Below are 21,902 nucleotides of genomic sequence, written 5' to 3'. Positions count from 1 at the left end.
GCGGCAGGCGTTACGCGCGCCTACCGGGCACCGGCTACCGCGCCCACGGCGGGCTGAGCTTGCTGCCGTCGGGCATCGTGGCCTGGAATCCGGCGGCGATCGCGACGTGCGCGACCGCGGGTTCGTCGCCCGGATTGCCGACCGCGATCGGACCACCCGCGGGTATGACCAGCGCGTCGCCCGGCCCGAGCAGCTGACCGCTGATCTCCAACCGGCCCGAGATCACCATGAAGACCTCGTCCCGGTCGAGGACATGGGCCGCCCCGGTGGCCAGATTCGGCGGCACCGTGAGCCGCCAGGTGCACAGCTGTGACGAACCGCGGCTCGGCGAGGCCATGCCGCTGAACTGGGCGTGCGGCAGCTCGAACTGGGGAGCGTCGGCCGCGGTGATGAGGTGCATGAATCTCCTAGATAGACAAGTTAACTTGAACAAGTTGACTTGACTATCATGGCGGCATGACTCGTCCCGCGCAAGACCTGGATTTGGGCATCCTGCTCGGCCTCGGCTACCAGCATTTCGTGCACGAGATGCGAGAAGCACTGGCCGGACAAGGTTTCGGTGACGCCGGCCCCTCCTACGGTTACGTCTTCCGCAGCCTCGACCGGCGTGCGATGAACATCAGCGAGCTCGCCGACCGATTGACGATCACCAAGCAGGGAGCGGCCCAATTGGTCGACGAGATGGAGAAACGCGGCTACGTGGAACGGCGTCCGGACCCCGGCGACGGCCGGGCAAAACTGCTCTACCTGAGCCAGAAGGGCAACAGCGCCCTCGCGGCGGCCCGGCGCTTCCATCGCGACACGGAACGCGAACTGGTCGAAAAGCATGGGGCGGAGGCGGTGCGCACACTGCGCGCGCTGCTGGAGACGATCGCTACTCCGGAGAATCTGACGGATCCGCGGTGGCGCGCGCCGCACGTGTGAGCGGCCTGTCGCGCCGAGCGTTCGCCGGAACTTCCCACGCGCTTCACGTCACGGTCGGGGCCAGGCGTGCTGGGCCGGTCACGCTGAACGGGTGCGTGTAGCGATCGTCGCGGAGTCGTTCCTGCCGAACATGAACGGCGTCGTGAACTCAGTCCTGCGGGTGCTGGACCATTTGGACCAGCACGGCCACGACGCGCTCATCATCGCGCCCGACACCATCCGGGGACTGCCGCCCGCACCCCGCGAGCACGGCCGTTTCCCGGTCCACCGCGTACCGGCGATGATGGTCCCGAAGATCAGCTCGCTGCCCGTCGGTCTGCCCCAGCCCGGAATCACCCCCGCTATCCGGGATTTCGACGCCGATGTGGTGCATCTCGCCTCCCCGTTCCTGCTCGGCGCGGGCGGTCTCGGCGCCGCCCTGCGCTTGGACCTGCCGACGGTCGCCGTGTACCAAACCGATGTCGCCGGTTTCGCCAAGAGTTACGGCCTCGGCTTGGCCGCCCGCGCCGCCTGGGGCTGGACCCGGCGGCTGCACGAGGGCGCGACCCGGACCCTGGCACCCTCTACCGCGGCTGCGGAATCCCTTGCCGCGCACGGCATTCCACGAATCCACCGCTGGGGGCGCGGGGTCGATATCGCCCGGTTCACTCCGAGTGCCCGATCGGCCGAACTCCGTGCGCGATGGTTGGCCGGACAGGAGAAACTGCTCGTCGGCTTCGTCGGGCGGCTCGCGCCGGAAAAGCATGTCGAACGATTGGCGGTCCTCGCCGCCGACCCGACGATCCAGTTGGTCATCGTCGGCGACGGGCCGGACCGGGCCGCACTGTCCGCCCTGATGCCGACCGCGATCTTCACCGGCGAACTGGGCGGCGCGGAACTCGCCCAGGCCTACGCCGGCCTCGACATCATGGTGCACGCGGGCGAACACGAGACCTTCTGCCAGGGCGTCCAGGAGGCCCTCTCCTCCGGCACTCCGGTCATCGGCCCCGATGCGGGCGGTCCCCGCGACCTGATCGCGCACTGCCGCAACGGCTACCTGCTCCCGGTCGATCGCTTCAGCGAGCTCCTGCCGAGCGCCGTCGGCGCACTCCGCGACCCGGCCCTGCGCGCCCGATTCGCCCGAGCCGCCCGCAAATCCGTCCTGCACCGCACCTGGCCCGTCCTCTGCACCGAACTCATGGGCCACTACGCCGACGTCACCGGAACCCGAATCCAGTTGCCGCACAGTGCTTGACACGTCCGCACTTCCCCGGTGGTGACGACACTGTGCCCACCGCGCACGAGTCCAGAGCCGTCGCCTCGGTCATCGGTCGATGAATACCCCTGCGCTGACCGCGCTTACGGCGGCCCGGGCGGATTTGTCGGCGATGGCTTCGTCGATGGGGTCGCCGCTGGCCAGGAGGCGGTAGTAGAGGGGGGCCGAGACGGCGGAGAGGACGGCGCGGGGGTTGGTGCCGGGTGGGGCTTCGCTGCGGGCTATCGCGGCTTCGACACAGGGCGCCCATTCGGTCAGGCGGATGTCGTAGAAGCGGTGCAGGGCGGTGGCCGCGGTTTCGTCGCAGGTGGCGGCGGCTATGACGGCGCGGAAGAGGCGGCCTTGGCGGGGGTCGGCGAGGGTTTCGGCGACGAGGCGGGCGTTGGCGGTGAGATCGCCGAGGAGGGTGCCGGTGTCGGCGCGGGAGACGGACTGCTCGGCCATGTCGGCGAGGAGGTCGGCCACCAGTGCGGGAACGGTGCCCCAGCGGCGGTAGACGGTGGTTTTGCCGACTTCGGCCGCGGCGGCGACTTCGGCAAGGTCCAGGTGGGCGAAGCCGCGTTCGGCGAGCAGGTCGCCGGCGGCGCGGAGGACCGCTTCGCGGACTCGGGCGGTGCGACCGCCTGGTCGGATCGAGCCTGGTGGGAGCTCTGCTGCGGGCATTAATGGGTCTCCAGTTCCATTTGTTCCGAATCGGGTGTAATGTTCGAGGTGTTAACGGAACTATAGACCCTTTAGGAGTCATCATGGAGTACCGGCGGCTCGGCGCATCAGGTTTGGTCGTCCCGGCTTTGAGCTTCGGCGCGGGCACCTTCGGTGGACGCGGCGCACTGTTCAGCGCGTGGGGCGATACCGACGCGCGGCAGGCACGGCGGTTGGTCGACATCAGCCTGGAGGCCGGTGTGACCATGTTCGACACGGCCGACGTCTACTCCGACGGCGCTTCGGAAGAAGTACTCGGGGCGGCGATCAAGGGCCGGCGGGACCAGTTACTGCTGTCCACCAAGGCGAGCTTGCCGACCGGGCCCGGGCCGTACGACGCGGGGTCGGGCCGGGCTCGGCTGATCGGCGCGGTCGAGGGCTCGCTGCGCCGGCTCGGCGTGGACCACCTCGACCTGTTCCAGCTGCATGCCTTCGACGCGCACACCCCGGTCGAGGAAACCCTTGCGGCACTGCATGATCTGGTGCGCGCGGGCAAGATCCGGTACCTCGGCGCGTCCAACTTCGCGGGCTGGCAGCTGATGAAATCCCTCGCCGCCGCGGATCGCCACGGCCTGACACGGTATGTGGCGCACCAGGTCTACTACTCACTCGTCGGCCGGGACTACGAGTGGGAACTCATGCCGCTCAGCCGGGATCAGGGTGTCGGCGCGGTGATCTGGAGTCCCCTCGGCTGGGGCCGCCTCACCGGCAAAATCCGCCGCGGACAACCACTTCCAGCCGGCAGCCGCCTGCATCAGACCGCCGAGGCGGGCCCGCCGGTCGACGACGAGGTGCTCTACAACGTCGTCGACGTGCTCGATGAGCTCGCCGCGGAGACCGGCAAAACAGTGCCGCAGATCGCGCTGAACTGGCTGCTCCGACGGCCCACCGTCGCGACTGTCATCGTCGGCGCGCGCAACGAGGAACAACTGCGCCAGAACCTGGGCGCGGTCGGCTGGGAACTCGACGCCGAGCAGGTCGCCCGCCTCGACAAGGCGAGTGCCACCACTCCGCCCTACCCCTACTACCCGTACTACCGGCTGCCCGACTTCGCGCGGCTCAATCCGCCCGCTGTGTAGTGCTCAGTACACGTCGCGGACGTAGCGCTTTTCGGCGATCAGTTGCTTTTTGAACGCGAGCGCCGCGTCCTCGTCGAGTTTGCCGTGGATGCGGGCGATGGCGAGCAAGGTGTCGTCGACGTCTTTGGCCATGCGGGCGGCGTCACCGCAGACGTAGAAGTAGGCGCCCTCGCGCAGCCAGGACCACAGCTCGGCACCGTGCTCGATCATCCGGTGCTGCACGTAGATCCGTTCCCGCTGGTCCCGGGAGAACGCCAGGTCCAGGCGGGTGAGGAAGCCGGAGCGGAACATGTCTTCCAGTTCGGCGCGGTAGTAGAAATTCTGGGCGGCGTGCTGTTCGCCGAAGAACAGCCAGTTACGGCCGGTGGCGCCGAGTGCCCGGCGTTCCTGGAGAAAGCCGCGAAAGGGCGCGATGCCGGTGCCGGGACCGACCATGATCATCGGAGCGGTCGGATCCAGCGGCGGACGGAAATGGGGAGCACGCTGCAGGAAGATCGGGACATGGGTATCCGTGACGCGGTCGGCGAGGAAGGTGGAACAGACGCCGCCGCGCCGGGCGGCCGAGGCGACCGGGTCGCCGTAGCGAACCACACCGACCGTCAACTGCACCTCGTCCGGGCTGACCAAGGGCGAAGAGGAGATCGAATATTGGCGCGGCTGGAGCTTTTTCAGTGTGCCGAGCCATTCCACCAGATCGGCGCGCACCGGGAAGTCGCGCAGCACGTCGACGGCTTGGCGGTCCCACAGGTAACTGTCCAGTTCGTTGCGATTGTCGCGCCGCAGCAATTTCGACAGTCGCACACTGGGATTGCGGTCGGCGATGAAAGTGAGCAGGTCGTGGCTGATCTTGGTGATGTCGTAGCGGGTACGCAGCGCTTCGAGCAAAGACAGTTCGCGGCCGTCGATGTCGATGACGCGGTCGCCGTCGAGACCGGTGGCGGTCAGCCATTCCGCCACCAGCGAGTCACAGTTGGACGGCCAGATGCCGAGCGAGTCGCCCACCTCGTAGCCGGCGTCGAGGCCGCGCAGGTCGAAACCGAACTGGCGCACCTCTTTCGGTGCACCGGAACGGGACAGCACCTCGTTGCGGAGCAGGGGTGCCGACAGCGGGGCGTTGCGGGTGAAGAGTGCCGGTTCGGTCCGGCGGGCACGGCTCGGTGCGGGTGCGCCCGGTAGGAGCAGCGTGGTTCCACCGCCCCGCGATTGAGTCCGGCCGGCCGCGACGAACTCGCGTTCGGCTGGATGCTGTTGCGGCGCAATACCTTCGGTCCCCCCGGGCCGGTGCGGATCCAGGGCGTTCAACACCTCGTCCAGCCATCGCGCGGCGGGTTCCTCGTAGTCGGGCTCGCTGTCGACACGCGGAAGCAACCGCGTCGCACCACGTTCGGCCAGCTTCTGATCGAGTTTTCGGCCGTGGCCGCAGAAATCGTCGTAGGAGGAATCACCGAGCGCGAACACCGCATAGCGCAGGCTGGTGAATCGAATCACGCTGTCGTCCAGGCGTGCCCAGAAATCCGCCCCGTTGTCGGGCGGGCCGCCATCGCCGAACGTGCTGCTGATCAACAGCACGTCACCCGTCAACGCGCTCAGCTCACAGGAGTCCATATCGAGCAGGCGCGGCGCGAAACCCGCGTCGGCGAGCCGCTCGGCGACCACCGCCGCGAATTCCTCCGCGCTGCCGGTTTGCGACGCCCAGAGCACCGTGACCGGCGCGGCCGCGTCTTCTTCGGTGGGCACGGCCGGGGAGCCGGTGCCCCGGGAGTACATTCCGGCCAGCAGACCATCGATCCACAGGCGACTGCGGGTCGACAGCGGCGCGGATTCGGGCAGCACCGGCTGACCCGTCACCGGAAGTGTTTGCAGCGCGGCCAGATATCCGCTCAGGTAGATCTGCTCGATATCGCTCAACGTCGGCGCGATCCCCTGGTCCAGTCCCAGCATTTCGGCCAGCGGATGCGGTCCGGCCTCGGCCGGAACCGCGGGCGCCACGGGCGCTTGTGCGGTCGGCAGCACCGCGACGCGGCGGAGCGACACCGCGCACGCCTTGAATTCCGGCTGGAGCGAGTCGGCGTCGACCGCGTCGTTGGTGACGGCGTTGATGGTCAAGTACTCCCCCTGCTCGTCGTTCCAGTGGAAGGGGGCGAAGCAGTCGCCGGGCCGCACTCGGTCGCTGATCCGCACGGGCAGCACCGCTCGGCCACGCCGGGACGCGATCTCGAGCTGATCGCCGGCCGCTACCCCGAGCTGCCGGGCGTCGTCGGGATGCACTTCGACGAAGGGCGCACCGGTCAGCTTGGTCAGCTTGTCGACCCGTCCGGTCTTGGTCATGGTGTGCCACTGATGCTGCAATCGGCCGGTGTTCAGCACGAACGGGTAGTCGTCGTCGGGCAGCTCCGCCGGTGCCATGTGCGGCCGCGGCCAGAACACCGCTCGCCGGGTGGGAGTGGCGAAGGCGAGCCGGGGCTGCCGCCCGGCCTCGTCGACGAAAAGGTGCTGGCTGACACCGTCGTTGCGATAGCGGATCGGGTTGCGGCGGCGGCCGGGTTCCGGGCACGGCCACTGCATCGATCCCGCGCGCAGCTCCTCGTAGTCGATGCCGCGCAGGTCGTAACCGGTAGCGGGGTTCGAGAACTGCTTGATCTCGGCGAAAACCTCGGCGCTGGAGGCGAAATCGAAGCCGGGGAACCCCATGGCGGTGGCCACCTGCGCGATCAGCAGCCAATCCGGGCGGGCCTCGCCGATCGGGTCGACACTGCGTTGCAGCAGGGTGAGGTTGCGCTCCGAATTCACCATCACCGCATCGGCTTCGGCCCACAGCGTGGCGGGCAGCAGCAGATCGGCATAGGCGTTGCTGGCGGTGTCGGTGTAGGCGTCCTGCACGACGACCAGTTCAGCGGCTTCCAGCCCGGCGATTGCCGTCTTCCGATTAGCCATGGAGGCAACGGGATTGGTGCAGATGATCCAGGCGGCCTTGATCTTCTCCTCGGCCATGTCCCGGAACATCTCGACGGTGCCGGGGCCGGTTTCGGTGCGGATGGTGCCGGGCGGCAAGCCCCACGCGGTTTCCACGAAGGCGCGGTCGGCGGCCGCGAGCAGGCTGCGCTGACCGGGCAGACCCGGTCCCATATAGCCCATTTCGCGTCCGCCCATGGCGTTCGGCTGACCGGTCAGCGAGAACGGCCCGCTGCCCGGCCGGCAGATGGCGCCGGTGGCCAGATGCAGGTTGCAGATGGCGTTGGTGTTCCAGGTGCCGTGGGTGGACTGGTTCAGCCCCATCGTCCACAGCGTCATCCACTCGCCCGCTTCGCCGATCCAACGGGCGGCGGTCCGGATATCGGCTTCGGCCAAACCCGTGATCTCGGCGACGCGAGCAGGCGAGTATTCGGCGAGGAACTCGGGCATCGCGTCCCAGCCCTCGGTGTGCTCGGCGATGAAATCGTGGTCGATGTCGTCGTTCGCGACGAGCAGGTGCAGCAACCCGTTCAGCAGCGCCAGATCGGTGCCCGGCCGTAGTTGCAGGAACAGGTCGGCGCGGGCGGCGGTGTCGGTGCGGCGCGGGTCGGCGACGATGAGTTTCGCGCCCGCCTTGAGCCGATCGGCCATGCGCAGGAACAGGATCGGGTGACAGTCGGCCATATTCGCGCCGATCGCGAAGAACAGGTCGGCGTGCTCGAAATCGTCGTAGGAGCCGGGCGGGCCGTCCGCGCCCAGCGACTGCTTGTAGCCGGTGCCCGCGCTGGCCATGCACAGCCGCGAGTTGGCTTCGAGGTGCCTGGTCCGCAGATATCCCTTCGCCAGTTTGGTGGCGAGGTACTGCGCCTCCAGCGACATCTGCCCGGAAACGTAGAGCGCGATCGCGTCCGGTCCGTGCTCGTCGAGGATGCCGCGCAGGCGCTCGGCCGCTTCGCGCACGGCCTCGTCGACCGGCACCGGCACGGGCGCCTGCCCGCGCTCCGGCCGCCGGTAGGCGGTTTCCATCCGGCCCGGGGCCCGCATCAACTCCAAGTGGGTGGCGCCCTTGGTGCACAACCGGCCCGCGTTCGACGGATGCAGCTTGTCCCCGCTGACCTTCGCGATCACCGGCGACCCGTCGGGACCCGCTGTGGTCTCGACGGTGATACCGCACCCGACACCGCAGTACGAGCACGCCGTGCGGGCGGAGTTCGTCGCTGCGTCGGTCATGCCACGATCATGGCCATCGGCCGTTGCGGGCCATTTACCCCGCGTTATCGACAGATGACAATTTTCCTCACCACCGGATTATCCAGCGGTGAGATCCGGGCCTGACCTGGCGTTTTGCCGCCCGGAAACCTCATACGTGAGTGATCTCACCAAACTCAGAGCTTGTATGCGCGGTGCAGCGCGACGATCCCGCCGGTCAGATTCCGCCACTTCACCGCGGACCAGCCCGCATCGGCGATCCGCAGCGCGAGCTGCCGCTGATTCGGCCAGGCCCGGATGGATTCGGCTAGATAGACATAAGCGTCGGGATTGCTGCTGACCGCGCGCGCCACCCGGGGCAGGGCCTTCATCACGTACTCCATGTACAGGGTCTTGAAGCCCGGAATGACCGGCGTCGAGAACTCGCACACCACCAAGCGCCCGCCGGGCTTGGTGACGCGCAGCATCTCGCGCAGCGCCTGCTCGCTCTCGGAGATATTGCGCAGACCGTAGGAGATGGTCACCGCGTCGAAGGAGTTGTCGGCGAAGGGCAGCGCGGTCGCGTCGGCGGCGACCATCGGCACGTTGCGGTGCTGTCCGGCCTTCAGCATCCCCTGGGAGAAATCGGCGGCCAGGCACCAGGCGCCGGATTTCGCCAGATCGAGGGTGGACACACCGGTGCCCGCCGCGAGGTCGAGCACCCGTTCGCCCGGACGCGGAGCTACCGCCTTGCGCACCGACCAGCGCCAATACCGGTCCTGGCCACCGGAAATGACGGTATTGGTGATGTCGTACCGCTTCGCGACCCCGTCGAACATCGACGCGACCTCGTGCGGCCGCTTGTCCAGCGAGGCCCGAAATGATTCCCGCCGCTCTGTTTTCGCCACGCCCCGACCCTAATGCGAAGGATGATCAGCCTGCTATGGCGGGCCGCACAGCTTCGCGGCGCGCGTCGGCGGCCGGTGCGACTATGCGGGGTTGCGGCCCGTCAGCGCCAGGACGCGGTGGAACAGCGGCGCGTCGGCGGCGATCGGGACGACGGGACCGAACAGGCCGGGGGTACCTTCGGCCGGGTTTTCACGGAGGAATTCGTGCAGCGTGACCAGGTCGGACTCGCGGACGTTCAACTGCTGGCCGGTGCCTTCGGCGAGATCCCAGCCGTGGACGACCAGTTCGTCCAGAGCGACGGTGGCCATGATCTCGGCGGGCATCGTGACGCCGCCCGCTTCGGTCTCACCGTCCCAGGCCGCAGGCTCGCGCCACGCCTCGACCAGCGCCTTCAGCTGCGCGGGGATGCGTTCGCGCCAGTCGGAGACCAGCTCGGCCTCCGGCCCGATTTCCGGCGCCTGGGAGTTGCCGACGGCTTCCTTGGTGGCGGCCTGCCGGAAGGCTTCGGTCAAACCGACCACGTGGACCAGCAGTTCGCGCACCGTGGTGCCGGCCATCGGGGTGGGTGCGGGCAGCTGGTCGTCGGAGATACCGGCGACGACCGCCGCCAGGGCGGAAGCGGCGGATTCGAAGTCGAATACGGGGTTCATCGAAGCTCCTCGAGGCATGAGACGTCCTTTGCCGATATGACGATGCCAGGCCGCGGAATTCATCGGTCCGTCTCCGCCGACACCAAGTCGTGACGGCGAAAAGCGCTGGAAAAGAGGAGAATTGGAAGATGAAGGGTGATCGTGTGGAGATCGTCGTCGACTTCGGCGCCGGGTCTCGCAGTTACGAAGTGGCCGCCACCCGAGCGGGGCGGCGAGTAGAGGTGCGCATCGCGCGCGGAGTCGTCGAAGTCAGCGAGGTAACGCGCACCGGCACCGCCGTGCGCACTGCCAGGTTCATGGCCAACCGCACGTTGGCGCTCGTCGAATACCCCGCCGACGGCACGGGCGCGCTCGACGGGGAATAGCGGCCCGGTTGCCGGATGTGCTCGTCCGGAGCATTCTCGAACTTGTCGAGTGAGGGCTGTTGACCTTCCCGTAACTGGGTATCCGGTCAGCACACAGTCGCGGAGAGGAGCGCACGATGATCGATCGCAGCACGACCCGCACCTTCGACGAGGTACCCGAGGCCGACCTCGCGGAGCAGTCGGTACCGGCCTATCCCGACCCGGGCACCGAATCGGAGAGTTTCGATCGCGAGGTGGCCGACCGGGTCGACCGCGACGCGTTCACGGCGAACGAGGCCGACGTGGTCGAGCAGTCGATCTCGGTACCGCTCGACGACGAGGACCGCGACGATCCGGACGCCGGGGTAGATGACGGCGGCCCGGCGTACACCGAAGAGATCTAGATCTTCGCCCGCACCGTCGCGTGCAGTTCCCGCAGGCTGGATCGTTCCGTGGCGACTTCCAGCACGCGCAGTCCGTGCGCGTGCTCGGTGAGTTCCGCGGCCAGCCGGTCCGGGTCGACCTGACGGTGCGGGATTCGGTAGGCGGCGCACAGGGCCGCCAGATCCATGCCGTGCGGTGTGCCGAAGACGCGCTCGAACACGCCCGCGTATTGCGGATCACCTTGTTCGAGGAGTTCGAAGATGCCGCCGCCGTCATCGTTGGCGACGACGATGGTGAGATCTGCCGGGCGCGGCTCGCCCCGGCCGATCAGCAGGCCGGACGCGTCGTGCAGGAAGGTGAGGTCGCCGATCAGCGCGATAGTGCGCCCCCGGTGCGCCAGCGCCGCGCCGACCGCTGAGGACACGGTGCCGTCGATGCCCGCCACACCCCGGTTGGACAGCACCTTGATGCCCGGCCGCGGATACGAGACGAGCGCCGCGTCGCGCACCGGGTTGGACGCGCCCAGCAGGAGCTGATCGCCTTCGCGCAGTGCGTCCATCACCACGGCCGCCACGTGCAGGCCCGTCGGCTTCGGATGCCGGGCGAGTTCGTCGCGCACCACCTGACTGGCCTTGGCGTCGAACTCGCGGCAGCGTGCGAGCCATTCGGCCCGCGGCGACCCCGTTATCACCGCACGCGTTCCGGTGCCCACGACATTGCCGGAGACATCGGGCCAGCGCGGGCCGGTGGTCAGCGCGAAGACGGTGACCTCCGGATCCGCCAGGACGCGTGACACCTGGCGATGCAGGGTGGGCCGGCCGGTGATGATCGCCTGCCGGGGCTGGAGCAGCGACAACGCCAGCGGATGCAACGCGGGCCCGTGCAGCGGTGCGGTGGGTTCGGCGACGGTGGGCAGGCCGGCCAGTTCCGGGCGCAGGCCCGCGCCGTGGCCGGAGATCACGACGGTGTCGGGCGTCAGGTCGATATCCAGCGGCACGTCGAGGGTGGCGTACTGGGTCGCGGTCCACGGCCGTCCCGACTCCCGGCCGAGCGGGGCGACTTCACCGGGCACCGGAAGTCCGCCCACCGCATCCGAATCGGGCACCAGCGGTTCGCGCAGCGGAATGTCGAAATGCACCGGGCCCGCGTTGCCCGAGCGGGTGCCCCGCGCCGCGGCCAGCACCCGGCACACCGCCGAGCGCCACACACTGTTCTGCTGGCTGTAGGCGCCGTTGCCGTTGTCGATGCCGTGTTCGGCCAGACCGAGGCTGATCGTCGCGCGCACCTGGCTGCCGAACAGACCCAGCTGTTCCACGGTCTGATTCGCGCCGGTGCCGAGCATTTCGTAGGGCCGGTTGGCACTGAGCACGATCAGTGGCACGCGTGCGTAGTTCGCCTCCAGCACGGCCGGGCCGAGATTGGCGACCGCGGTCCCCGAGGTCATCACCACCGGCACCGGGCAGCCGCTGGCCACCGCCAGTCCGATGGCGAGGAAGCCCGCGGTGCGTTCGTCGATGCGCATGTGCAGCCGCAGCCGCCCGGCCGCGTCGGCGGCCTGCAGCGCGAAAGCCAGCGGAGCGTTCCGGGAGCCGGGACACAACACGACATCCCGCACGCCTCCGCGCACAAGTTCGTCGACGACTACCTGCGCCTGTGCTGTAGACGGGTTCACGCCTCCAGCCTCTCAGACAGTAAGCCGATAGTCGTCGTCACCCTGCTCACAATTCCACCTGCGGCAGGGTCTTACGAGCAGCGTCCGCGGCCCCGTCGCACATCCGAGTAGCCGAAAGCGCAGGCGCCGTAGCGCACGGCTCGGCTGCTCGGATGCGAGACATCGTTGGGCCGCGATCCCCCGGCGCCGGAGCGCCGGGAAATTACGCGGCGTGGCGCTGGACCAGATCGCCGAGCCGGGGCAGAGCCTCGATGACGTTCTTCTTGGCCGAAGAGCGCAGCGAGGAGTAGACCTTCTGCAGGGCCGGACGGGTCGAGGCTTCGGCGCGGGCGTCGGTGACGGCCAGCAGCGCTTCGGCGACCTCGTCGGACTTCGCCACGAGCACGTCGGCGAACTTGCCCGAGCCGCTGGCGGCGTATTCCTGCCAGAACGGCTCCAGCTGCGCAATCAGCTTGGGGGCCAACGACTCCAGCGCATCCGGCACAATGGTCGGGCTGACCTTCTTGACCGCCGCGTAGCCACCCTTCACGGCGAGGCCCGAGGCACCACCCTTGTCCGACACCTCGGCGTCCAGAACCTCCTTGGCATCGGCAAGGAAAGCCGTACGATTGGCGTCGTTGAGCAGGGATTCAGACAGTGCTGCAACCACTTTCAGGTTCCTCCGGATCGATGTCGATGTACGAGCGCTGGCCACTATACGCACCACCGGCGTCGGGCATGTGGTGCTGACCCGGCAAGTGGGCGAGTCGGCTTTACCCGAGTTCGCTGTGGCGCAAACAAACTGACCCGGATTCAGGGCTGCCAGGGCAGTAGTTGAACCATGAGTCCTTCACAATCCGCGAGGGTTTCGCCCTGCTCATCGACCAATTCGGCGGTGATGAAAGTCTTGCGCCCCTCGATCCGATCGACCCGGCCGCGCACCGTCAGCGGCGTCTCCAACGGAGTGATCTTGCGGTAGTTCACATGTAGATATGCGGTACGGCTGATCGGCCGCCCGGCGTAGTGCACGATCATGCCGAGCAGGTCGTCGAACAGCAGGGGCAGGACACCGCCGTGCGCGGCGCCGTTGCCGCCCAGGTGATATCGGCGGAACTCCCCGGCCATGGTGATCCCACCGGGTCCCGCTTCGACTGTGCGCCAAGGCAAGAGCAACAGGTTGCCCCGGCCGGGAAGTTCCACGGCACGCCCCGCCGGCCCCTGGAGTTCGGGCGCGCGGTGCGGTTCGAGCAGGTCGACGAGTTCGTTCGCCTTGGCGAGGGCGGCGCCGAACACCTCGTCGGAGGCGTCGACGCACACGGCGAGATCCTGCAGCGTCCGCATGGCCTCGACGAAGGGCCCGAAATTGTCACCGATCCGCGCGCGGGACACCTTGGGGAAGCCGCCGTGCTTCTCGTACCTGCTCTCGTCGACCATGCTGCGGTCGATTCGCGGCCGCGCACCGTTCTCTGAAACAGGTTCCACTCGCTCGTTCATAACTTGCACGGTAACGCCTCTTTTTACACCGTCAAGTCCTGAGCCCGGCTGACCGGCCACTGGCCAGTCCATCGGGCACGACGATAATCTCTGGCGTGACGTTCAATCCGAAGTTGTGGCGGCCCGTTCCTGGTTTCGAGAACCTGACCGACATCACCTACCACCGGCATATCGACCAGGGCACCGTCCGCATCGCGTTCGATCGGCCCGAGGTGCGCAACGCGTTCCGCCCGCACACCGTCGACGAGCTCTATCGGGCCCTCGACCACGCACGGATGACACCGGACGTCGGAGCGGTCCTGCTCACCGGCAACGGCCCCAGCCCCAAGGACGGCGGCTGGGCGTTCTGCTCGGGCGGCGACCAGCGCATCCGCGGCCGCAACGGCTACCAGTACGCCAGCGGCGAGACCGCCGACACCGTCGACCAGGCGCGCGCGGGCCGGCTGCACATCCTTGAGGTCCAGCGGCTGATCCGGTTCATGCCCAAGGTCGTCATCGCGCTGGTCAACGGCTGGGCCGCGGGCGGCGGGCACAGCCTGCACGTGGTCTGCGATCTCACCCTGGCCAGCCGCGAGCACGCCCGCTTCAAACAGACCGACGCCGACGTGGGCAGCTTCGACGGCGGCTACGGCAGCGCCTACCTGGCCAAGATGGTCGGACAGAAATTCGCGCGCGAGATCTTCTTCCTCGGCCGCCCGTACACCGCCGAGGAAATGCACCAGATGGGTGCGGTGAACAAGGTCATCGACCATGCCGAACTGGAAAACGTCGCGCTGGAGTGGACCGCCGACATCAACGGCAAATCCCCGCAGGCCCAGCGCATGCTGAAATACGCGTTCAACCTGCTCGACGACGGGCTGGTCGGCCAGCAGCTCTTCGCCGGCGAGGCCACCCGGATGGCGTACATGACCGACGAGGCCGTGGAGGGCCGCGACTCCTTCCTGGAGAAGCGCGCACCCGACTGGACCCCGTACCCCTGGTACTTCTGATCCGGGAGCCGCAATGGAGATCCTGAGCAGCCGAATCATCTTGCGCCCGGCCGACTATCCGGCCACGCTCGCGTTCTATCGCGACGGGCTCGGCCTCGCGATCGCGCGGGAGTATCCCGGCGGCACCGTCTTCTTCGCTGGGCAGTCGCTGGTCGAGGTGGCGGCGCACGGCGGATCGGGTTCCTCCACCGCTTTCGAGGGGGCCATCTGGTTGCAGGTGCGCTCGGCTTCGGACGCGGCGGCGGAACTGTCGCTGCGGGGAATCCCCATCGATCGGGCGCCGGTGCGGGAGCCGTGGGGCCTGATCGAGATGTGGGTGCGCGATCCCGACGGTGTACCCGTCGTGCTGGTCGAAATTCCGCCGGACCATCCGATCCGCCGGGATACCCGCAGCTCAGAAGGCTGATCAACAAGCTCGCGGCAGGCGACGAGTTGCCAACCCAGGTCCCGGCGAGGACGATAACGCTCATACGCGGCGTCCTTCCCGAGTCCAACAGCGTGGCTCGCGGCTGCCGCGAATCGAATACCGAGGTATCCGACCGCCGATGTCCGGGTACCCCGATGCGTACCCCGTCCGACGAGTGAATCGCAGACACCCATGCCTGGCGTAGCTGGACCCCTTTGCAAACCGACCCGTTCCGCGTGCGGCGGCGCGGGCATGACACGATCCCTACTGTGAGAGGGCGCAGCGATCGAACCATGGGCTCCTTGCCTCTGGGCACGGCTGGATCAATGGCAGGCGAGGCGGAGTCGTGAGTAGGACCCTGCGCACGCTGCCCATGCCCACCGGGTCCGGCGTCGGCGATGTTCTGCCGCATCTGCGGGAAGCGTTGGAGGGCAACGGCCCCGCGTGGCTGCCGATCCCCACCAGCGACCGCCGGGAAGCGCGGCGGCTGTCCGACGCGCTCGGACCGGGCGAGCCGATCGACGAGGAAGTCGCGCTGGTGGTGACCACCTCCGGCACCACCGGTGTACCGAAGGGCGCCATGCTCAGCGCGGCCGCCCTGCGCGCCAGCGGCGCCGCCACCCACGAACGACTGGGCGGGCCGGGCAGCTGGCTGCTGGCGTTGCCGACCCATCACATCGCCGGAATCCAGGTGCTGCTGCGCAGCATTCAGGCCGGTACCGAGCCGACGGTGCTCGACGTCTCGGGCGGCTTCCTCCCGGAAGCGCTGGCGGGAGCCATCTCCGGAATGCGCGGACCGCGCCGCTACACCGCGCTGGTCCCGACCCAGCTCATCAAGGCCCTCGATGCCCCCGTCGCCGCCGCGGCCCTCGCCGAACTCGACGGCGTCCTGGTCGGCGGCGCGGCCACTCCCCCGCATGTATACGAACGCGCTAAAGCCGAGGGCATCAACGTGGTCCGCACCTACGGCATGAGCGAAACCTGTGGCGGGTGCGTCTACGACGGCGTTCCGCTGGACGGCACCAAGGTTCGCATCGAGGACGGGCGGGTCGTCCTCGGCGGCACCCTGATCGCCGTCGGATACCGCAACCAGCCCGACCATCCCGCCTTCGCCGAACCCGGCTGGTTCCGCACCGAGGACGCGGGCACCTACGAGAACGGCGTCCTCTCCATCAGCGGCCGGCTCGACGAAGCCATCATGACCGGCGGGCTTCTGGTGATTCCGCAGGTAGTCGAGGCCGTGCTCGGCACCCACCCGTCGATCAGCGAATGCGTGGTGCTGGGCCTGCCCGACGAACGACTCGGTCAGCGCGTCGCGGTGGCCGTCGTCCCCGCCAAGGGCGCGAATCCCACCCTCGACGAACTCCGCGACCACGTCGTCCGGGAGCTCGACACCATCGCCGCGCCTCGCGAACTCGCGATCCTGGACGAACTCCCGCTACACGGCCCCGGCAAGCCCAACCGCGCGGCGGTCCGCGAACTGCTGCTCAGCCAGCACACGCCGAGCTAGTCACTCGGCGCGTCCCACCGTAGTCATCTGCAAGAGCTGACGTGAGCGGCACGCAAGGGCCGTGCAAGAACGGGCGCTCAATGTAGTCCGCATGACTTCATTCGCACCCACTTCAGCGCTCGCCGTAGAGGCGAACGAGCTGGTCAAGGTGTTCGGGGACCAGCGCGCCGTGGACGGCGTGAGCCTGGCCGTACCGCAGGGTTCGGTATACGGCGTGCTGGGACCGAACGGGGCCGGCAAGACCACCACCATCCGGATGCTGGCCACACTGTTGCGGCCGGACGGCGGTAACGCCCGCATCTTCGGCCGCGACGTCGTCGAGCAGCCGACCGCCGTGCGCTCGCTCATCGGCGTCACCGGGCAGTACGCCTCGGTGGACGAGAAGCTGACCGCCACCGAGAACCTGATGATCTTCTCCCGGCTGCTCGGCCTCAGCCGAACCGATGCCCGGCGCAAGACCACCGAGTTGCTCGCGGAGTTCGACCTGGCCGAAGCCGCGGACAAACCGCTGGAACACTTCTCCGGTGGCATGCGGCGCCGGCTCGATCTGGCCGCCAGCCTGATCTCGACGCCGCCGCTGCTGTTCCTGGACGAGCCGACCACCGGACTCGATCCGCGCACCCGCGCCCAGATGTGGGAGACCATCCGCCGACTGGTTCGCGAGGGCGCGACGGTGTTGCTCACCACGCAGTATCTGGACGAGGCGGACCAGCTGGCGGACCGGATCGCCGTCATCGACCGCGGCAAGGTGATCGCCGACGGCACCGCCGACGAGCTCAAGGCCTCGGTCGGCGGTTCCTCGCTGCACCTGACCCTGGTGAACCGGGATCAGCTCGAGGAAGCGCGCCGCATCGTCAGCGACTTCCTCGGCGCCGAAGCGCAGATCACCCCGGAGGCCGGTCGGCTCACCGCGCCGCTGCGCACCGCCGACATGACCACCGATCTCCTGATTCGCTTGCGCGAGTGGGAGATCGGAGTCGACGAGATCAACGTCTCCAAGCCCAGCCTGGACGAGGTCTTCCTCACCATCACCGGCCACCCCGCCGAGGAAAACCCTTCCACCGAGACCGAACGGAGCGCGGCATGACCGCAATTCTCACCGCCCCAGCCGATTCCGGCCGCACCCGCGCCGAGATCCCGGACGTCAGCAACCGTGTCAGCCTGCGCCAGACGGCGCGGCACTCGTTGACCATGGCCTACCGCGGTCTGCTGAAGATCAAGCACAATCCCGAGCAACTGTTCGACGTGACAGTTCAACCGATCCTGTTCACGGCCCTGTTCGCCTTCATCTTCGGCGGCGCGATGTTCGGTTCGGTGGACAACTACCTGCCCCTGTTCATTCCCGGCATCCTCGTGCAGACCGTGGTGCTGACCTCCATCGTCACCGGCACCCAGCTGCGGGAGGACATGGACAAGGGTGTCTTCGATCGCTTCAAATCGCTGCCGATCGCCCGCATCTCGGCACTGGCCGGCGCGTTGATCGCGGACATGGTCCGCTATCTGATCGCGACCACGCTCACCGTGATCATGGGCCTGATCCTGGGCTACCGCCCCGGGGGCGGCTTCGTCGGCGTCCTGGCCGCGTGCCTGATGGTGATCGTGTGCTCGTTCGCGATCAGCTGGATCTGGGCGCTGGTCGGTGTCACCGGCAAGAGCGCCTCAGCCGTGCAAGGCATTTCGATGATCATCATGTTCCCGTTGACCTTCGTCTCCGGCGCCTTCGCCCCGGTCGAGTCGATGCCCGGCTGGTTGCAGGGCATCAACAAGGTCAACCCGGTCTACTACATGGTCAAGGCCGCACAGGAACTGATGAACGCCAATCACTACGGGCCCAATCTGGCCTGGTCGCTGCTCGGCTCGCTGGCGGTGATCGTGATCGTCGCGCCGATTACCGTGCGGGCGTACATGCGCCGGGCATAGCCCGCCGAACACCGTGAAAATTCTCGTGCACCCCGGCTATGGCTGGGGTGCACGAGTTTTCACGGCACAGTCAGCGTCCGTCCTGAATCTTCCGCAGTAGTTCCATAATTCGGGCCGCGGCGTGTTTACGGGAAAGATGTGTGGCCCGGTTCAGGGCCGCACCCACTCGGTCCGCGCCCACCTGCGCGCGAGCGGCATCCAGATGACGGTCGATCCGCATAGTCGGATAATCCTGGCGCGCACGGACTCTCGATGCCAGGGCCAGCAACTCCAGCCCGCGAGCCGGGGCTTTGCCGCCGACCACCAGGTAGGAGCCGATCGCGCAGGCCGCGCAGCCGAGTTGGGGCAGGTCGTGGAGTTGGCTGAGAATGGCCAGGGCGTTGTCGGCCAACTGGTCCGGCAGCCGGCCGGTGTCCGCGACCGCGCCGTAGAGGACGTGCGCGTCCAGGGCCATGGCGCCGACCATGATGCTGCCCGGCCCCGGGCCGAGGCTGGGGTCCGGCCAGCCGTAGAGCTCGAGCACGCGCCAGTGCCTGCGCAGTCCGCCCGCGATGTCGCCCTCGGCCAGCGCGAGTTCGGCGGCGGCCCCGGCGACCGTGCCCGCCAGATGGTTCGGCGTGCTGGTCATTCCGTCGATCGCCGCGGTGTCCGGACCGAGCGCGAGATCGATCTGGTGCCTGGCCCGATCCAATTGACCGGTCCCAACCAAGGCCGCCGCGAGGTGGGCGCGGGTTTCGATGCTCTCCTCCGACGTGCCCAGTTGCCGGAGCAAGGCTAGGCAGCGCTCGTAATAGGTGACTGCCTCGTCGTAGCGGGCGATCTGGCCACAGACGCCGCCGAGGTGACGGCACACCATGGCCACCGTCCATACCTCGGTGGGCGGAATCACCCGCAGCGCGCGGATCGCGTCCACGGTCGAGCCGCGCACGTCGCCCATGTTCTCCCGGATATTGGCGCGCAGCATCAGCGCACTGGCGCGGGTCGCCCGATCCGGCGAGCGGACCCCGGCCGCGAGCAGTCTGCCGCCGCCCTTACCGTCCGCCCGGGCCACCATGACCCGGCCCAGGAACCGCACGTGTGCGCTGAGATCGTCGCGAAGCAGCAAGCGTCGCACCCGGATTCGGAGCCGGGCCAAACCGCGCAGGTCATCGCCGAGATAGGCGAGATGCAGGAACATCAGCAGGTAGCAGGCTATCTGCAGTTCGGGGGACGGCTCATCCGGTGCACCGGCGGGATCGAGCGCGAGCAAACGCGGCGCCCAGCCCGTCACCTCGACGTGTGAACCGCGAATCACCCAGAGCGAACCCAGTACGGGGAACACCGTGTACACGGTCACCGCGTCGCGGCGCTCGAGCGAATACCGCAGCACCGCCAGCAGATTGTCGACTTCGGCGGCCACCGCCAGCGCCAGCCACACTTGATCCGTGTCGTCCCGGGTACCGACCGCCGTAATGGCGAAGTGCCGCGCCCACAGCACCATTCGAGCCATGACCTGATCGGATTCGCCCGCACGCGCGAGCTGTTCCTCACCGTATTCGCGCACCGTCTCCAGCATGCGGTAGCGGGTGCCGAGCCGTTCGTCCTCGAGCACGGTCAGCAGGGACTGATTGACCAAACCGTCCACCGCGGTGGCCACGTCGTCGATGTCCCCGGCCACGCCCGCCGCGGCGGAGAGTGTGAAACCCGCTGGGAAACGGCATAATCGGCGCAGCGCCAGTTGCTGTTCGGCCTCCAGGAGGTTCCAGCTCCAATCGATCACCGCGTGCAAGGTGCGGTGCCGTTCGGGCGAACTGCGATCACCGCTGCGCAGCAACGCGAACCGATCCGTCAGCCGTGCGCTGATCTCCTCGACGCTCATCGTGCGCACCCGCGCGGCGGCCAGTTCGATGGCCAGCGGCAGCCCGTCGAGGGTACGGCACAGCTGCGCGACCACCTCCGGATCCAGCCGCACCGAGGGGCGGACAGCCCGCGCCCGCGCCATGAACAGATCGGTGGCCGGCGAGCCCGCCGCGTCGATCGCCAGCGGCGGCAGCGGATACACCGTTTCGGCGGTGATCATCAACGGGGAACGGCTGGTCGTGAGCACCGTGAGCCGCGGGCAGGCGCCGATCAGATCCGCGACGATCACCGCCACCGTCTCGATGAGATGCTCACAGTTGTCGAGGATGAGCAGCATCGGGCGGGCCGCCAGTGCCTCGCGCAGCCGCTGTCGCGCCTCGGGCACGAAGTGGCCGCGCAGGGCCGCCAACTCGTCCAGTTCACCGCTCGACAGCTGCCGGGCAGCCGCGGCCTCACGCAGCCGCTGATGCGCGTCGGCGACATACTGCTTGCGCAATCCCGTGGCGTCCAGCGGCAATTCGCTGAGCCCGAGCGCGGCGGCGATCGCGCCCTCCAGCTCCGCGCGGGTCCCCGCCTCGGTGCCGTCGGCACGCACAGAGGCCAGCTCCACCAGCACGACCGGAAGATGCTGTGCCGCACGCACTCCCACCTCGTTGGCGAATCGGGTCTTGCCGGTGCCGCCCGGACCCAGCACGGTGACCACCCTGGACTCCGGCAACAGCCGTCCGAGTGCGGACAGATCGTCGTCGCGACCGAGCAGGGCGTTGGGCGCGGCTCGCAGACCGGTCGCCATGAGGGTTCCGGTCGCAGTGCCGGTTTGAGGCTCTGCCTGAACGGTGCGGTCGTCGGGGTGAGCGGGCCGGCCTGCCGGACCATTGGCCGATGACGCCCCGGTATCCGCGGCCGTGCGGTTCTCGGCACCGACCGGATCGCCGCTGCCGGTGAGGTTCAGCGGTTCCCCGCGCAGGATCGCGGTGTTCAACTCGATCAGCTCCCGGCCGGGGTCCGCACCCAGGTGATCACCGAGTCGGGTGCGGAAGGCGGCGAAGGATTCCAGTGCTTCGTTCCCCCGGCCGGTCGAGGCCAGCAGGCGCATGAGCGTCAGCTGGGCGGGTTCGTCCAGCGGTTGCTCGGCCGCCAGACGACGGGCGATGCGCAGCGCGCCGTCGAGATCGCCACCGGACCGGCGGGCGGACAGTTCGAGTGCGTCCAGCTCGCGGAGCCGGGCCGCGGCTGCGGTGGACAGTTCGTCGGCTACCTGACCGGGTGGCAGATCGGCGCTCGGTTCGCCCCGCCACAGGCGGCGGGCCTGCGCGACCGCCTGAACACAGCCGGCGGCATCACCGCTGTCCTGGCGGCGGCGTGCGTCCCGCAGCAATTCGGCCGCCAGCGTCAGGTCGACCTGATCGGGCCGCAGAATCAGCCGGTAGCCGGCCGGACCGATTTCCAGCGCTCCTTCGGGCAGCGCCGCGCGCAGCCGCGAAACCTGGGTGTGCAGCGCGTTCATCGGGGCGCGCGGTGGCTGTTCGCCCCAGACGTCGTCGATCAGGGCCGCGGCGCTGCGGGCCCGGCCGGGGCGCAGGGCGAGGGCGGCCAGCAGCAGCCGGGATCGCGCGCCCGGCACCGCGGTGAGCGTGCCGTCGCGGCGTAGCGCGATCTCGCCCAGCAGGGCCACCACGACCGATTCGCCTGCGGGCTTCGTCACT

The 21,902-nt window shown here is 68.5% G+C and carries 19 protein-coding genes; 10 read left to right on the top strand and 9 right to left on the bottom strand.

The annotated features are described in order from the left end of the window. Nucleotides 1-34: 34 nt before the first annotated feature. On the bottom strand, nucleotides 35-400 hold the full coding sequence (locus BJ987_RS08720; RefSeq protein WP_209886603.1) for a cupin domain-containing protein: 366 nt from the start codon (nucleotides 398-400) through the stop codon (nucleotides 35-37). 56 nt (nucleotides 401-456) lie between these two features. Between BJ987_RS08720 and BJ987_RS08715 the strand changes: the two genes are divergently transcribed. Beyond that, a complete protein-coding gene (locus BJ987_RS08715; RefSeq protein WP_209886600.1) occupies nucleotides 457-924 on the top strand; it encodes a MarR family winged helix-turn-helix transcriptional regulator in 468 nt (155 codons plus the stop codon). A gap of 91 nt (nucleotides 925-1,015) precedes the next feature. Then, a complete protein-coding gene (locus BJ987_RS08710) occupies nucleotides 1,016-2,158 on the top strand; it encodes a glycosyltransferase family 4 protein (RefSeq protein ID WP_209886597.1) in 1,143 nt (380 codons plus the stop codon). A 69-nt stretch (nucleotides 2,159-2,227) separates the two neighbouring features. Here the strand turns inward: BJ987_RS08710 and BJ987_RS08705 are convergent, their stop codons facing one another. Next, entirely contained in the window at nucleotides 2,228-2,842 is a 615-nt protein-coding gene (locus BJ987_RS08705; protein ID WP_209886594.1) for a TetR-like C-terminal domain-containing protein, read from the bottom strand. Between the two features lie 83 nt (nucleotides 2,843-2,925). Here BJ987_RS08705 and BJ987_RS08700 point away from each other — a divergent pair, with 83 nt between their 5' ends. Further along, nucleotides 2,926-3,960, top strand: a complete 1,035-nt coding sequence (locus BJ987_RS08700; protein ID WP_209886592.1) for an aldo/keto reductase — start codon at nucleotides 2,926-2,928, stop codon at nucleotides 3,958-3,960. Nucleotides 3,961-3,963: 3 nt separating this feature from the next. Here BJ987_RS08700 and BJ987_RS08695 read toward each other — a convergent pair whose 3' ends face one another. The 3 genes from BJ987_RS08695 to BJ987_RS08685 form a co-directional block, all read right to left on the bottom strand. Beyond that, nucleotides 3,964-8,142 carry a bifunctional nitrate reductase/sulfite reductase flavoprotein subunit alpha gene (locus BJ987_RS08695; protein ID WP_209886589.1) on the bottom strand — a complete coding sequence of 1,393 codons (4,179 nt, stop codon included), beginning with the start codon at nucleotides 8,140-8,142 and terminating at the stop codon, nucleotides 3,964-3,966. Nucleotides 8,143-8,297: 155 nt separating this feature from the next. Continuing rightward, complete coding sequence (locus BJ987_RS08690) at nucleotides 8,298-9,008, bottom strand: demethylmenaquinone methyltransferase (protein ID WP_209886586.1); 711 nt, start codon at nucleotides 9,006-9,008, stop codon at nucleotides 8,298-8,300. 81 nt (nucleotides 9,009-9,089) lie between these two features. Then, on the bottom strand, nucleotides 9,090-9,659 hold the full coding sequence (locus tag BJ987_RS08685; protein ID WP_209886583.1) for a TIGR03086 family metal-binding protein: 570 nt from the start codon (nucleotides 9,657-9,659) through the stop codon (nucleotides 9,090-9,092). A gap of 128 nt (nucleotides 9,660-9,787) precedes the next feature. Between BJ987_RS08685 and BJ987_RS08680 the strand changes: the two genes are divergently transcribed. Together BJ987_RS08680 and BJ987_RS08675 are read left to right on the top strand one after the other, a co-directional pair. Next, on the top strand, nucleotides 9,788-10,024 hold the full coding sequence (locus BJ987_RS08680) for a DUF8836 family protein (RefSeq protein WP_209886580.1): 237 nt from the start codon (nucleotides 9,788-9,790) through the stop codon (nucleotides 10,022-10,024). A 116-nt stretch (nucleotides 10,025-10,140) separates the two neighbouring features. Continuing rightward, nucleotides 10,141-10,407 carry an Rv3202a family protein gene (locus BJ987_RS08675; protein WP_245365872.1) on the top strand — a complete coding sequence of 89 codons (267 nt, stop codon included), beginning with the start codon at nucleotides 10,141-10,143 and terminating at the stop codon, nucleotides 10,405-10,407. On the opposite strand, the gene menD is transcribed toward BJ987_RS08675, so the two are convergent. The 3 genes from menD to BJ987_RS08660 all read right to left on the bottom strand — a co-directional run bounded on the left by menD (nucleotide 10,404) and on the right by BJ987_RS08660 (nucleotide 13,472). Beyond that, nucleotides 10,404-12,059 carry a 2-succinyl-5-enolpyruvyl-6-hydroxy-3-cyclohexene-1-carboxylic-acid synthase gene (gene menD, locus BJ987_RS08670; protein ID WP_209886577.1) on the bottom strand — a complete coding sequence of 552 codons (1,656 nt, stop codon included), beginning with the start codon at nucleotides 12,057-12,059 and terminating at the stop codon, nucleotides 10,404-10,406. The genes BJ987_RS08675 and menD overlap by 4 nt on opposite strands. Nucleotides 12,060-12,261: 202 nt before the next feature. Further along, nucleotides 12,262-12,708, bottom strand: coding sequence for a DUF6918 family protein (locus tag BJ987_RS08665; RefSeq protein WP_209886575.1), 447 nt, complete (start codon nucleotides 12,706-12,708; stop codon nucleotides 12,262-12,264). Between the two features lie 143 nt (nucleotides 12,709-12,851). Next, entirely contained in the window at nucleotides 12,852-13,472 is a 621-nt protein-coding gene (locus BJ987_RS08660) for a PaaI family thioesterase (RefSeq protein ID WP_209898082.1), read from the bottom strand. Nucleotides 13,473-13,627: 155 nt separating this feature from the next. On the opposite strand from BJ987_RS08660, the gene BJ987_RS08655 reads away from it, so the two are divergent. The 5 genes from BJ987_RS08655 (at nucleotide 13,628) to BJ987_RS08635 (ending at nucleotide 18,357) form a co-directional block, all read left to right on the top strand. Next, nucleotides 13,628-14,521 carry a 1,4-dihydroxy-2-naphthoyl-CoA synthase gene (locus BJ987_RS08655; RefSeq protein WP_209886572.1) on the top strand — a complete coding sequence of 298 codons (894 nt, stop codon included), beginning with the start codon at nucleotides 13,628-13,630 and terminating at the stop codon, nucleotides 14,519-14,521. Between the two features lie 13 nt (nucleotides 14,522-14,534). After that, a complete protein-coding gene (locus tag BJ987_RS08650) occupies nucleotides 14,535-14,927 on the top strand; it encodes a VOC family protein (protein ID WP_209886569.1) in 393 nt (130 codons plus the stop codon). 373 nt (nucleotides 14,928-15,300) lie between these two features. After that, a complete protein-coding gene (menE, locus tag BJ987_RS08645; protein WP_209898080.1) occupies nucleotides 15,301-16,437 on the top strand; it encodes an o-succinylbenzoate--CoA ligase in 1,137 nt (378 codons plus the stop codon). A 91-nt stretch (nucleotides 16,438-16,528) separates the two neighbouring features. Further along, nucleotides 16,529-17,524 carry an ATP-binding cassette domain-containing protein gene (locus BJ987_RS08640; protein WP_209886566.1) on the top strand — a complete coding sequence of 332 codons (996 nt, stop codon included), beginning with the start codon at nucleotides 16,529-16,531 and terminating at the stop codon, nucleotides 17,522-17,524. After that, nucleotides 17,521-18,357 carry an ABC transporter permease gene (locus BJ987_RS08635; protein ID WP_209886563.1) on the top strand — a complete coding sequence of 279 codons (837 nt, stop codon included), beginning with the start codon at nucleotides 17,521-17,523 and terminating at the stop codon, nucleotides 18,355-18,357. Before BJ987_RS08640 ends, BJ987_RS08635 begins: the two co-directional genes overlap by 4 nt. 70 nt (nucleotides 18,358-18,427) lie before the next feature. On the opposite strand, the gene BJ987_RS08630 is transcribed toward BJ987_RS08635, so the two are convergent. After that, nucleotides 18,428-21,901 (bottom strand): AfsR/SARP family transcriptional regulator, encoded by a 3,474-nt coding sequence (locus BJ987_RS08630; RefSeq protein ID WP_307869548.1) that lies wholly within the window; start codon nucleotides 21,899-21,901, stop codon nucleotides 18,428-18,430. Between the last annotated feature and the right edge of the window lies 1 nt (nucleotide 21,902).

The organism is Nocardia goodfellowii (assembly GCF_017875645.1).
GTDB classification, from domain to species: domain Bacteria; phylum Actinomycetota; class Actinomycetes; order Mycobacteriales; family Mycobacteriaceae; genus Nocardia; species Nocardia goodfellowii.
The sequence above is the reverse complement of the archived record's forward strand: the minus strand, read 5'-3'. Positions and strand labels throughout refer to the sequence as shown.